This is a genomic window from Desulfallas sp. Bu1-1, assembly GCF_015594625.1.
Classification (GTDB): Bacteria; Bacillota; Desulfotomaculia; order Desulfotomaculales; family Desulfallaceae; genus JADNRQ01.
The window spans coordinates 384,091-397,592 of record NZ_JADNRQ010000001.1 but is presented as its reverse complement, the minus strand read 5'-3'; the positions used below and the strand labels follow the sequence as shown (position 1 = coordinate 397,592).

The window sequence follows — 13,502 nt, the reverse complement described above, 5'->3', positions numbered from 1 at the left end:
AATATATTCAGCCTGTCCAGCTCAGGATCTGCCCGAGCATTGCATCATCCAGTCCGGTTTCTCCCGCGGTGGTGTGTATCTTTCTGATCTGGGCCTGGGTGGCCGGGGCCTGGCTAGTTGTTTTGGGCGGTCGGGCAGTCCGGTCTACGCCGGTTTGGGCGGGAGTACGGCCCGGACGGTTTTCCTCCTGTGGACCGTGCGCCGGATTCCCAACCCTCTCGGTTTCTCCCCTCAAGGGCGGCGGCTCCTGGGCGGGAATGCCTTCCGCGGCCCCGTGCCCGCGGCCCGCCGGGCTGCCGCTCCCGGCGTTCTCGCCGGTATTAAAAGGCTCGTGGTATTCCGGGGTACCGCCGCCGGCGCCGCCTCCGGCGGCCTGCCCCCCGTCAACCACCACCAGGTTTTTCTGCCGCCCGTCCCGGGTTTGCACTTCCACCCCCGCCTCCAGCCATTCCAACAGTTTTCTGCCAATGTCCGGCGTAGGCTTGAACAGCTGCCCGTCGAAAAGGCCGGTCCTGTCTTTGCTGACGCTAGCCGTGTGGTTATAATCCAGGTCCAGGAAGACTGTGAATTCGTTGGTACGGCCAGCACTGGTTGAAAAAATATTTGGTTTTTATAACCAGTTATCCAGCCAGTCCGATGGTGAAACCAAATACCTGGAAAAAGAATTAAAAAGGGTCCAAATGGCAATAAACAACCTGCTGAAGTTAATAGAACAGGGGCAGACATCAGAAGCGCTGGTGGAGCAGTTATCCAGGCGGGAGCGGGAAGCGGCCCTTTTAAAGCAGGAGTTGGACAGGCTGACCGCCAGGACGGCCATCACGTTAACCAGGAAAGATGTTAACCGGTATCTTGATGACCTGTATGAGCGGTTCAAAGATAAAGAAAACGAGGAGTCAATAAAACCCCTCGTCCAGCAGTTCGTGGATAATGTAGTTGTCTTTGAAGATGAGATCAAGATTGTATTGAAAATATTTTTGGTTACTGATGGTGGAGGCGGGCCGTACTTTATAATAACCAAATATGTTCCTCATCTACCACATAGATAATATATGAACACAATTGGTAAATCAATTCCCTTTGCAGTTATAAACAAGATAATTAAGCTTCCGCAGCCTGGCGGAAGGGCGCGCGGTAGCGCGCGTGGGGCCGCAGCTGCGGCCCCCCATACCCGGGGCGCAACAACGCCCACCCGGCGGCAGAAAGCCCTGCGCGTACGCTAGCCTGTACGCGGGGTGGGTGTGCGGGACGATGCCACTACCGCGCGTTGGAAGGCCGCGGGCGAAGCCGGCGGCCTGGTGGATGAAGCCGGGAGGTGCGCCGGACCCGAAATGAAAGCATTCATATCGGGCGCACTTCCGGCCGTTCATTATGAGAACCCTAAAGAACAGCCCGTGAACTGGGACCCCATAGCTGGCTGCACTCCGGGCCGGACCTAAAGCCGGTCCCCAAAACTCGGCCCGGTGTGCGGCCGACATGCACAAAATGCCCGCCGCCCGGGTTTTGCCCGGGCAAGGTGCGGCCGGTGTTGGCCCGTGAGGATAGCCCTAAAATCCGGTCGCACTTTGTCCGGTGGCACAGGGTTTCGCCGTAATTCGCCTGCCACTAGAACATTCGGTTGCGGCACCCAGGTAAGGCGCACTTCGGAGCGGGTCAGTAAAATTTTCCGCTGTTTGTAGCCCCGCTCCGATGTACGCGGGCCGTATAGGTGATCAGGTGAACATAATCGCTCGACCAGGCACATGACGGCCCGGGGCGAGACCCCAGCAACCAGACCCTTTAGCGGCCCAGGCCGTGGTGTGCACGGTGAAAGCAGCCCGGTGTGAGCCACAATTTGGGCAGCCACCCGATTGAATGCGGTCCGCAGCCGCGTCCGCCAGAGTAACCGTATATGCGTTAAGGAGCACAGCCGCGCCCTAGTGGCCGGGGAGCGGGACAACGGCGCGACCAAAAAAAAGCCGGGCACCTAGCCCAGCTCCTTTTAGTGTTAATAATAAGACTGTAGTCGTTTTAAAAAAGCAATAAGCTTTCCACCTGTAAAATCGCGCGAATTAAGACCCATCTGTTCCCAAAGCATAAATACCTTCTTCTCATCATCATTCGGCGCACGCCCACCACCACCGGAGGGTTTTTGACAAGTGGGAGTAGAGAGATGCATATTTAAATTACCTTCTTGAATTTTGACTTGAACACAAACCTCAAAACCATCTTGTCGGCGTTTATTGATTTGCTGATTGACCCAACCCTCATCTAGGTCTTTTAAGTCTATCTCGTTATCTTCAATTATAATTTTAATCATCCCTAATACCTCCTTTCGTAATACCATCTAAAATAAATAAGCAACGCAAAACATGGTGCCCATGCCTACGTTGCTTAGTCAAAGATTCGACATCCATATTGGATATTCCTGCATTTTAAGTTTAATAACATTAGATTTTTTAAAAGATACGGATTTACCAAATATATGTATTACCAGGGTAAAATGCTGGGAATTTATGCATATTGCATTTTTGTATTCACTCGGCAATGAAAACGGTGGGTGGCTTAATTATTATTAATATCGCAAATGTTCCACCAAATCACTCCAAATAATATTAAATATGCTTTCTATATCATTAGCTTTATCAGATTTAAAGCTAAAAAGCATTTTTAAATACATTTTATCTTCCTTTACCTCACAGTTTATTTGTTCATTATAGCTATTATCATAATTCACCTGCACTCTTCTACCAGACAAAATTTTTATAGAATCTGTACCAAAACCAATTTCATTATCCATCCAAATTTTTATACTATTTTTCAAGTTTCCATCAAGGTATAAACTAGCGAAAATTTTTCGGGGATTTATTTTTTCCAATGTGTAATCAAAATTTGGGTTTTTAATTTTTGTTTCCGATAGAGCATGTTCCAACAATTTAGATAATGCATCAAAGTTTTCTGCAATGAATTTATTCTTATCCAGGTCTGTTATCTTTTTAAAGTTGGGTATATCTATAAACGATTTTTTATTGTCTTTTCCCTTCTTATTTTCAGGAAATGTTGGTTTAGGGTTTATTATGTCATTCCCTCCGGGGAATGCTGGTGGTTTTGTAGGCTTTTGTCGCCCAATTTTTATCTCGCTCAGTAATTTATCCTTGGCTTCTGCTTCGCTACAATTTACTAAATCTATATATACTACTTGTGATAAAAGCCCACTAAGCTTACAATCTTTTACCCTAACCGGTATTAAATTTCTGCCTGTACCTGTCGGGTCCTGTGCAAATGCTGTGGCCCACTCCGGATAAGTATAAAGAGCATTCAAATAATCCGGAGACAAAACTGCAATTACCCGTCTTGCTTCCTTTAAAGCCTTATCCATTTCTAATACAAAGTTAGAACCAGCCTTAAAGTCCCATGCTTGAATAATTGTTGAGTAACCTTCTTCTTCTAATTGCCAAGCTATCCATTCTGCCCAAGAACGATCAGCTTTATTATAACTAATGAAAAAATCTTTCATTGAGTAATCTCCTCTCAAATTCCTTGTAGAATATTTCCATACCATTTTCAGAATTCCTTTCTGAATCTATACCTTAAATCTATAACCCCAAACAGTAATAAAACTCCAAGGGTTAAATCATTTTGCAGCTTATCAGGTTCCGCAGCCGCGTCCGCCAGGGTAACCGTATATGCGTTAAGGAGTACAGCTGCGCCCTAGTAGCCGAGGAGCGGGAACCACCGCTACCAAAAAAAGAGCCGGGCACCTAGCCCAGCTCTTCCAGCTGCCGGTGCGCACTGCGTGCTGCCGCGGCGGCGGCCAGCTCCGCCATAGCCGCGAAAGCGATGTGCTTGCACAGCACCCCGCGTGCCACCGCATCGTCACAGCCGCACCGCGCAACGCAGCGGGCGCCCCGCTGCTCGATAGCCACCCGGTACCGCTTACCGCCGTAGAGAACCAGCCCCTCAACCCGATCCGCGCGACGGACCTCACACTCCCACTGCCAGCCGGCCTGCAGCCCGGCCAGCGCCCGGCCAAACCGCCCTGCTTCAACCCTGCTAAGCAACCTGTGCAACACGAAAACCACTCCTTTTTTCTAAGGCAGCACCGCTGCCGGTGCCCGAAGTCAAGGGCCGGAGCAGCGCGGAGGGCGCAACAAAATTTTTTCCGACCCCAAAATTAAACCCAAAAAAAGGAAAAAATTTTGTGGAGCGCACCCTTGACGAGGGCACACCGGGCGGGCCGGCAACTGTTTGGCGAGGCCGCGGCCCAATCTTTGCTGTCATCCTCGCAACAGTGGCAGGTCAAACCAAACCCGCCCGGTGAGGCAGCGGTATAATGGAAGGAGCGGGAGCGGTGCGGGGCGGAACAGGCAGCCAGCCCCCGCCCGGCAGCGGCGAAGCCCTTAAGGGGGTCCAGGGGAGCATCGCCCCCTGGCGGGGGGTGTCCGAGGGGGGGCGGCGCCCCTCCTCGGAAGGCAGGCGGTTGAGCGGGCATACTAAATGCCGGTATCGCAACCGGGCAGGCGCGTTGCCGACCCCAAAGCTGGCCAGTGTGCCGGCCAGGGCAACCCACAGGCCCGACCCATGAGACCGGCCGGCACTCTGGCCGACATGCACGGGACCCGCGAGGAAGGCATGCATGGTACAATAAAAGCCGCACATGACCAGGCCCGACCCGGAAGCTTGACCTATCAGCTGGACCTGGTGATGTGCGGCATCCTTTTTTAAAATTTGGCATGAGGACTTTTCAGTACAAATTCTCTAATAAAGGACCAAGGATTTCAACTTGAGGAACGAATCCATACGCTGTTTTTTTTCAAAGCCCAGGCACTTAGGGTATAATAGGTCCACCATTAGTACCGTTCAGAACCAGCATTTCCCTTGCCATATTGTCTAATATCCTTCTCTTTCCTCTTCAATTTTGGATTTCTCTATTTGGTATTCCAGTGAGCAAACATATTCTTCAATCCATTTTAAAACATTTGAGTTAGTTTCCTCTTTTTTATAATCAAGTAGCAAATTTTTCTTTTTTTCGAAATGAATACTTGCCGGTCCGGACCAACTTTCGGTAGAAAAATTTGCACTAAGATTTCTACGAACGTCATCGCGTTCTCCATATCGTACTAACAGTTCTCTTGCAAAGCATGTTTTCTCTCCCGCCCTAAATAAAACCGGAGGTACAAAAGTTGCTAAGTACCATGCTCTTTTTTCGATATTTTCTTCAACCCACTCCCATATGTCCTCAGGATCAAATAAAGTAAGGGAGCCTCTTTCAACCACACCACCCCTTCTAATATTGCCTCTCAACCAATGTGTAATATAAAAGGCTCTGCCATCAATAGGTGGCCCAATATATGAAATTATTTTTTTCCATATTTGTTTAGGATACCTCTGGGCAATCTCGTTTAATACTTGTATTGCTTCGGAGTAATCACTCGAAATAATACCACCCTCGTTGCCAAAATAAGTTAAAAGTTTTTCCCCGAGAATCATGCCGGTTTCCGGATACTGTGCAAATAAGGCAAGAGCTATTTTCGTCCAACAATATTCTACCATTTGATTTCTTTTAACTTTGCAGGGGTTTTCAAAAAAGAAATAATGCAAAAGTAAGTTTAGCGCAAGCTCTTTAGGAATTTTTCCTCCTTCTTTCTGGTAGCAATAGTAAAAGTAAAACAGATCCAACAGTATTTGAGCGCCCTGGCCCGTTGGTTCTTGTAATAAAAAATTCGCCCATTGAAAAAAAACCGCCTCCGATAACTTTCTGATTTCCCCGCCGAATCTAAACATCCCAAAATCGTTTATTTCTATATATCCCTTTTGCGCCAATTCCAGAAGGCGTACGGCAGCCCGGTCAGTGATACCGGAGCGCCAGGTAAGCTCGGGAATCAACCCGCGAAGGTTATCATCAGAGGCTGCAGTATCAAGTATTTCCTCCCACAATTGAGGGTTTTTCTCAAATACTGCCTTAAAATACCCTCCTAAAAAGAAAGCGCTTCCTTTTTCTCCGGCTTTAGCCTGTTTTGATAAAATGGTAGGTAGTAAAGAAAAACCAGCATCCGCTTTGCCCAGTTCATAACCAAAAGCGTGACCTTTTTTAGCCCGCTCAGTCATCAACCAGGAAAATTCGGGTACAAGAAGGCCTGGGTCCTGTGCTGCTTGTAAAGCAAGCTCCCGGATTTTTAACTCTGCTTGATCTGTTATATTACCATCCTCGTCAAAATAATCTTCTAAAAGATCCATCCCAACAAAGCGCCTCAGAAGCTCTGAATAGCTGGCTCCGGTCAAGTTATCTCTGAAAGTAATCCATTCCTGCCGCTCTTCCGGTGGCATTTCTTTCCCGTCATAATGAAGAATACTAATAACGACAGAAAGTATTTCTTCCTTATCAATACATGAATTGGCAGCCAAATTTTTTAATGTATTCATTACCATTTCAGAAAGGTTTCGTATGGAAACCAAGCCTCTTGCATTGTTTAATAAAATTCTAACTGCATCCTTTCGGATTTCTTCTGGCAGTTTTTCAAGATTTTCTTCAAGGCATTGCCAGACCCTGCGATAGGCATCAAATAACTCACCGTATGTTTTAGGTTGCCAAAGTTCGGGCGGCTTCCTTCCTCCTTGATACTCCGCACCTACCATACGACTAAAATGTCCAGAATGCAATGCACAATCAAATGCACGTAAAGCCAGCTTTTTTCGTTCCATAGAGCCGCAGCTTAGCGCTTCTACTAAAATAGGAAAACGCTCTTCAGGCGATGCTTCCGTCGGTGCTACCTGACCAGGTCCCGGCGAAAACAAACCTGCGAAAACACCACTCGCATTATTGGCATATGCTTCATTTTCAGCCTCGCCAAGCGCAAGCAGTAGTCTGGCCGCATCAGCAAAGAGGTTCTTCCATACGGCTATTTTCTCCAGCGCCCAAACAACCTCCCGCCGGCCTGTGGTAAAATTAAGCAATTCGTCTTTATTCCATGTTCCAATCGTCCTTTTAAGACAAATCAAAGCTGTCTCGGGGTCTGCTTCTGTAAGCTTTAGAAAAAACTCCGCTCCCAGCTTTGTTTTCAATAAGGAACCATCGGCAAATAAACCCCTTTCACTAAGTAGCTTTTTAACAAGTTGTCGCCCCGGTTCAGTCGTACTGATATAGGGAATGCGGACAAAAAAACGGAGCATAAGATCATGTCTAAATTCATCAGGCATTCCGTCAATAAATTGTTCAAAATTAAGCTCATTGCCGTAGGTTTCCCACCACTCCCTGACAAGATGGACAGCAAGTAAAAAAGGCGTTACATATAAATAGTGTTCTCCCTGAATTATCCCCCTTTGCTTTTGCTCTCTAACAATTTCTTGAAAATCCAACCAATTAATATTCATCCATTCAGAAATCCATTTTGCTTCCACCGATAAATGCCCATTGTAGCCAACTTTTTCAAACAACGCCAAACCCATTAATACCCTTTTTTCTTTTTTGAACTGCTCTGAACTTACATCCTTTCGTCCTGCTATTAAGCGGTTAAAAAGGGCGTCGTCACTAACAGCCAAAAGGTCACCAGCTGAAACTCCTGGATTTGCAAGAAAGTTTTCAGCCAATAAAGTTGCTATTCTGGGATAACCATCAGCAAATTCGGCAATTCTGTCGGCTACACTTTGAGGAAGCCCCGGACATTCATTTTTTAGAATCTCTTTTATATTTTCTTTGCTCAGGGGTTTTAGTCTATAAGTTAAAGTAGGGGCAGCAACATTTCCCGGGTCATATGAAAGCGTAATCAGCGCAAGCCTGGCACCTCGATTTGAAAAAAACCTGACAAACTCTTCATGCTGCTCCAGATCACAATCATCAATAACAATAATGGCCGATAAACTACTATCAGATTGCAGGGCATGGCAGAGTTCACTGTTTTTAAACCGATCGGCCTTCACATAAATAACTCTATTTTTCAGATCATCGGAAGCAAGCGCTTCAAAAACGAGTCTGGTTTTACCAAGACCGGATAACCCAGTTATCCGTAACACCTGACATTTACCTTCCGGGTAACGAATCTTATCCTGAATTTCCTTCATAATTTTCTGTCTGCATTCATCTTGAACAAATACCTCGGGGATGCTCACATCTCTGTTCAGGGACCAGGCACTATAAGCTAAACACTGGTTGCGTTCGTTCTTTAACAAAGCAACAAGGGAAGGAAAACGCTCGGTAAAACCCACCAGTTGACTTATGGTATAAATCCGTACCTTAGGTTCGTTATATCCATATTTTTGGAGTTCGTCTTGTATTGCTGATAGTCGCTTCTTTTTATTTTGTACCGTCAAGTCACCAAAAAGAACAAGGACGTAAGTACCATTATTATCTAGCAGCTTTTTAACCTCTGGTTTTAATGGATTATCCAAATTATTGTTTTGATGAACCTCTTTTCTGCACTGTGAAGGTTGTAAATCAGAAGCTTTTATCTGGTAACCGGTTGACCCCTGGGGAATAAGATCATCAAATATAGGAGTAGCATTTTCAATAAAAGCATCCAACCCTCCATCGCCTACATTGATGCATTGAGGTACATCAATTAGGTTAAGACTTACGCCGGTCCTCGCAGCCTCTGCCCATAAAAGGCGTCTGAAAAAATCAACTGCCCGCTCTGGAGTCAAATTTTTAAGGTCGTTATCACTTATTGAAAAGACATACAAGATGATCGTACCCCCTTACAGTGGAACCCAATGGTCGGTATAATTAACGATTATCATCAATTTTTAAAGCGTTCTTACCAATGCAAAGACTGTTAGAATAAAAAGATGAAGTTCTTTTTCCGGAATTTCACATTTTAACGACTAAGTTTTCCAATACATTTAAAAAATCCGAATCATAATCATCGAAAACATTGATCCCGGTGGATCTGCCGCTCGGTGACTTCGTATTTATCCGCCAGCTCTTTTACGGTTACCCCGCCATAGGGTGTCCGCTTGTTGATATGGTCAATGATCATGTTCAGGCGCAGGCCCCGGCTGGCGTCTTTTTTGGGTTTTCCGCCCATCATAAAAACCTCCGGCCGCATTGATCATGCGTTCATATCCATATTTTTCTTTTCGCCGGGCAAACCCAAAAACCTGCAATTAATTACAAAATCAACCACAAAAAACATATCTGTCTAGACTGCGGACCCAGCCGGTCCAGTTATCCCCGGGGGCCCGCCCGCTGGAGGTTGCCGCGCCGAACATATCCACCTGGGCGTCAATCATGTCCAGTTGGTGTAGTATGGCCGCTTCAAGAAACTTCGGCCGCTTGGGCGACTGCCATTCGTAGTGCCCGTGGTGGCTGACAATCATGTGCAGCAGTTTTAAGCGCAGCACCGCGGGAAACCCGGGCACCCGGGCGATGTACCGGTCCACCAGGCCGGCCCCCAGAACAATATGCCCCAGGAGCCTGCCCGCGTCGGTGTAATCTATATCCGCCCGGACCCGGTATTCTTCTATTTTACCGATATCGTGCAGTAAGGCCCCCGTGACCAGCAGGTCCCGGTCAACCCGGGGATAAGCTGCCGCCACCCCTTCGGCGGCCTTGACTATACCCATGCTGTGCTGCCACAGCCCGCCCAGCAGGGCATGGTGATTGTGCTTGGCGGCCGGGCTCCCGGCCATAGCTTCCATCAGGTTTTGGTCATTGGCCATCAGCAAAAGCAGCTGCTTTAAAGGTGGTGTTTTGATGGTGGCCGCGATGTTGAGCCAAGTTTCCCATACTTCTTCCCTGGTGATGCCGGTAGACGAAATAAACCTTTCCGGCACCACCTGGTCATCCGGGCACTTTTCCACGGACGCCAGGTTCAGCTGGATGGCCCCGTTGTATTCGGTGACGCGGCCGGTCACTTGGACCACATCACCGGCCCGGCAGCATTTGTTGATTTCTTCCGCCTGTTCCCATACCAGGCCTTCCACCCGGCCCGTTTTGTCTGCCAGGGTTAGCCTGATGAAAAACCCTTTTCCATCCCGGTAAGGCAGTAATTTCTTGCCGCGCAGTGCATAAGCGCCGTTTACCTCGTCCCCGGGCTGCAGGTTGTTAATAGTTGTGCCGTCCACTGTCATTCCCCCTCCCTTTGGAGTTTGCCCACTGAAATTAAATGGCCCTGGCGTAGACTCCCATCTCCTTCCGGGCCTGCCTGTTATGCCACAGAATAGCCTTAACCGGTTCCCAGCGCAGGGCCGGGTTGGTACTTTTTCGGCCTATAAAAGTTTTCACCACCAGTTCCCCGTCAACCAGCGAGCCGCAGAAGATAATGTCACCGGCAGCGCAAAAGATACCGGGGTTTTGTGGGATCAACCATTCAATTTGGTCGGTAATTAAATACAGCCAAAGCAGAAAGGCAATTTCTTCAGGTGCCGGTTTGGCCCCGGGGTCGACCCGCTGGGACCACCGCATGGCGGCGTGGTCGGAAACACGTCTCTCCCCGCTTGCAGGTTTGATTTCATTGTACCGGTTCGCATTGACAGCAGTTTGTCATAAAGAAAAAATCGCCCCGCAATTGGAGCGATAATAGTAATTATTTCTACGAATGTTTTGTGCATTTTCCCCCTGCAGAATTTAAGCTCTGCCCCTGCGCGATAAGTTTTCCGTATAACGACACTCCGGGAACGATGAACAACCCAGAAAAGTACCATACCTTCCCTTTTTTATTACCATTTCACGCTCCAATCCCTTTTCCAAACAACGGGGACAAAGTTTTTTTATAACATTGCCCACCACTTCATCCTGGTCAAGTTCAAGGTTTCTAATTATTTCTTTTACAGCATTTTCACCCTCAAAGCGGCGCATTTGTTCGTGAGTATCTCTGTGGCTTAAAATATTCAAACTACCTTCCCAGGCTATACGATCATCGATAATGGCAACCTTTTGGTGCATGCTTTTTCTTTGAACAACCTTGGCGCCAATAGCCTCCAACTGGGCTATTACCTGCTCCGCGTGTTCCGAAAGGGTGCCGCTTTGCTGGCCCGGTGGCCTGGTATAAACGCGTATCTTGATACCGTTACCAAGCATCACCCTGAAAAACTCCATCATCCTGCCAGCCCTTCCCAGAGAAGCAAAGGGACTCATTATTACAAGGCTTTCTTTTGCCGATTGAATATCGCTTATAAATGCAGGCCAGAAGTTTTTCTCTGTAAATAAAGCGGTACCATCAATATCAACGCGGCTCGCTACGCCCAGTGCGGCACTGGCGTATTTTTCGAAATCATTGGCCAGGTAATTATCAACCAACATCTCAGAAGATATTTCAATCCCTTGTTCGAGAAAGTAATCTATAACCCGGATTATAATTGAATCTTTTTTTAGTGAAGAATAAATATATTTTTTATGTGCAATTAAAAAAACCTTATACTTGGCGCGGGTAAGGGCAACATTTAGCAACAGAGGAGCATCGGAATCAGGACGCTGGTCATCCAACATTGACCATTTTGAAACGCCAGGCCCTTCAACACAATCAAGTACAATTACCGGCTCTTCGCCACCCTGGAAGCTATGCACGGTGTTAATGCGCATCCCGTCGCGGATACCCCAGTCCCTGGCAATCTTGTCAATTAACCTGGCTTGTGCCCTGTACGGCGTTACTATACCGATACGGTCAACACTATTTTCTTCAAACAGTTTTCGGGCCACTGAAGCTGAAACAAGCGCACTGTAAATATTAAAACGTCCACCGATTGAAAGGCGGCTACACCAGGGGTTTATCGTTGATGTATCCACAACAACCAGGGAATTCTCATCACTTAAAGTATCGTTCAGAATAAGCTCTTTTGTGCTCGGGGCATCCGACAGCAAACCCTCATAAAAGAACCTGTTCGGAACACCGGCAATTTCAGGAGCCATACGATACTGGGTATCCAATAATGATACCCTGTTGTCGTCCCTGGCCTCCTTTACTGTGTTTATGCCCAACACATTAAAAATGCTCCGACCCAACCACTTTTGCGCCATTGCATCTTCCGAAACACATATAGGTGGAAGCTGTTTAAAGTCGCCGACAATATTCACGCTAAGTGTTGCTTTGCTGGTCGCCCAATACAAGTGCGGTAAAGGCGCCATACTGGACTCATCTACAATCAGTACGTCAAAGGGTTGGTCGGGGAACTGCTTCGATGTAAAGGTTTTGGTGAGGGTTGTAGCCACCAACTTGGCCTCGGCCAACACCTGCTTTTGTATCTCTTCCAGCGCCTTATCTATCTCAGAAATCCTGCTGTTAATGGTATCGCGACGTTTTTCCCGGGCTTCTTTCTCTGTTTTTAGTTTCTCAGAAGATAAATCAAATTTAGCAAGGAGTTTTGTAAAACTATCGGATAGTAGTCTGGCATCCCTCTGTTTTTGTTCGAAAACAGATTGGGCTTCTTTAAATTTTTGTTCCAGTTCAGCAATGGTGCGCTTCTTGGAATCAATGGCAACACTAAGCCGGTCTATTTCTTTTTGAATCTTTACGGGGTCCAGTCCTGTAAATAATCTCTTAATTATACCTGCATTATTGGCTTTAATTAACTTTTCCCGGTTTACCCGTCGCCGGTTTTCGTCCTGCTGCAAGTCATTTTTTGCGGCGCTTACACGTTCGGGTATTTCAATAAGTAACTCTTTATAGGCATCTCGATCCTGAATAGCCTTGTCCAACCTGGACTTAACACTTATTATCTCTTCGAAGGACTGCAAAAAACGGTCAATCTGGTTACGTTCTTCTAAAAGTTTTCCTTTTTCAAGGGCTAGGGATTCACCCAGCTTGGCCGCTATATTGTCGAGAATTACCAACGGGTATTCTTTTTCCAGGGTGGTTTTATGGGGTACCCCTAAGCGTATTAATTTACCTTCTTGGTAAAAAGGTGTTGACTTTAATTGCTGGGCGATATCTTCAAGGGCCTCATCCACCGCCGTATTGGCATGGGAGACAAGCAGAATGCGCCTGCCCGCGTTAAGGTGGGCTTCAACCACTTTGGCAATGGTTTTAGTTTTTCCCGTACCCGGGGGTCCCCAAGTGATAGCCAAAGATTTTTTAAAGGATGCCAAAATAGCAGCCTTTTGGGATGGATTTGGCGGTGACGGTATAAGTGTATATTCCGGCTCTACATGATCTGTATTAATGTCAGTGGCAACACCGGAGAAAAGTGTATCACTCATTTTAAACTTAGTGCCGGCGTTAGCTAAGGATTCCTCGTATTTTTTGCGCAGCATTTCCAGTAGAAACCACAAGTTGGTCTGTATTTTTGCTTCGGCTATATACTGGCCAAAACTGCGCTCCAGGGCTATTTGCACTTCCATGCCTTGTACGGAAATAATCTGACACGGGCACCTGGTTCCGTTAACCTCAATCTCCGCAGGGGTATCGTCTATTGCCGTCAGGAAGTTCTCCAGGTGAAATAAATAAACAAACAGGCCAGAAGTTTCCCGAAGCAACCGACCGTTAAAAACCTTGACGATATTGCCACCTTTGCCCTTTTTCAGGGCATCAATTTCTTGTTGTAAAGCCTGAATAAACTCAGGTATCAATTTTGTGGATTTAATCATCTTATGCAAT

At 47.0% G+C, this 13,502-nt stretch carries 12 protein-coding genes; 4 read left to right on the top strand and 8 right to left on the bottom strand.

The window, feature by feature from the left end; all coding sequences use genetic code 11:
* Positions 1-7: 7 nt before the first annotated feature.
* Complete coding sequence (locus IT084_RS01775; protein WP_195710535.1) at positions 8-454, bottom strand: hypothetical protein; 447 nt, start codon at positions 452-454, stop codon at positions 8-10.
* A gap of 118 nt (positions 455-572) precedes the next feature.
* On the opposite strand from IT084_RS01775, the gene IT084_RS01770 reads away from it, so the two are divergent.
* Together IT084_RS01770 and IT084_RS01765 are read left to right on the top strand one after the other, a co-directional pair.
* Positions 573-1,046, top strand: coding sequence for a hypothetical protein (locus IT084_RS01770; RefSeq protein WP_195710533.1), 474 nt, complete (start codon positions 573-575; stop codon positions 1,044-1,046).
* A 192-nt stretch (positions 1,047-1,238) separates the two neighbouring features.
* A complete protein-coding gene (locus IT084_RS01765) occupies positions 1,239-1,436 on the top strand; it encodes a hypothetical protein (RefSeq protein WP_195710531.1) in 198 nt (65 codons plus the stop codon).
* 548 nt (positions 1,437-1,984) lie between these two features.
* On the opposite strand, the gene IT084_RS01760 is transcribed toward IT084_RS01765, so the two are convergent.
* Together IT084_RS01760 and IT084_RS01755 are read right to left on the bottom strand one after the other, a co-directional pair.
* On the bottom strand, positions 1,985-2,296 hold the full coding sequence (locus IT084_RS01760) for a hypothetical protein (RefSeq protein ID WP_195710529.1): 312 nt from the start codon (positions 2,294-2,296) through the stop codon (positions 1,985-1,987).
* Positions 2,297-2,551: 255 nt separating this feature from the next.
* A complete protein-coding gene (locus tag IT084_RS01755; protein ID WP_195710527.1) occupies positions 2,552-3,493 on the bottom strand; it encodes a toll/interleukin-1 receptor domain-containing protein in 942 nt (313 codons plus the stop codon).
* An 816-nt stretch (positions 3,494-4,309) separates the two neighbouring features.
* Here IT084_RS01755 and IT084_RS01750 point away from each other — a divergent pair.
* Positions 4,310-4,561: a hypothetical protein gene (locus IT084_RS01750; RefSeq protein ID WP_195710525.1), complete on the top strand. Its 252-nt coding sequence runs from the start codon at positions 4,310-4,312 to the stop codon at positions 4,559-4,561.
* Positions 4,558-4,701: a hypothetical protein gene (locus IT084_RS01745; protein ID WP_195710523.1), complete on the top strand. Its 144-nt coding sequence runs from the start codon at positions 4,558-4,560 to the stop codon at positions 4,699-4,701. Before IT084_RS01750 ends, IT084_RS01745 begins: the two co-directional genes overlap by 4 nt.
* A gap of 165 nt (positions 4,702-4,866) precedes the next feature.
* Here IT084_RS01745 and IT084_RS01740 read toward each other — a convergent pair whose 3' ends face one another.
* The 5 genes from IT084_RS01740 to IT084_RS01720 all read right to left on the bottom strand — a co-directional run bounded on the left by IT084_RS01740 (position 4,867) and on the right by IT084_RS01720 (position 13,492).
* Positions 4,867-8,652, bottom strand: a complete 3,786-nt coding sequence (locus IT084_RS01740; RefSeq protein ID WP_195710521.1) for a hypothetical protein — start codon at positions 8,650-8,652, stop codon at positions 4,867-4,869.
* Between the two features lie 179 nt (positions 8,653-8,831).
* Complete coding sequence (locus IT084_RS01735) at positions 8,832-8,999, bottom strand: hypothetical protein (protein ID WP_243276645.1); 168 nt, start codon at positions 8,997-8,999, stop codon at positions 8,832-8,834.
* Positions 9,000-9,087: 88 nt separating this feature from the next.
* Positions 9,088-10,035, bottom strand: coding sequence for an HD domain-containing protein (locus IT084_RS01730; RefSeq protein WP_313885405.1), 948 nt, complete (start codon positions 10,033-10,035; stop codon positions 9,088-9,090).
* A 37-nt stretch (positions 10,036-10,072) separates the two neighbouring features.
* Entirely contained in the window at positions 10,073-10,375 is a 303-nt protein-coding gene (locus IT084_RS01725; RefSeq protein ID WP_195710517.1) for a hypothetical protein, read from the bottom strand.
* Positions 10,376-10,537: 162 nt separating this feature from the next.
* Complete coding sequence (locus tag IT084_RS01720) at positions 10,538-13,492, bottom strand: AAA domain-containing protein (RefSeq protein ID WP_195710514.1); 2,955 nt, start codon at positions 13,490-13,492, stop codon at positions 10,538-10,540.
* Positions 13,493-13,502 lie beyond the last annotated feature (10 nt).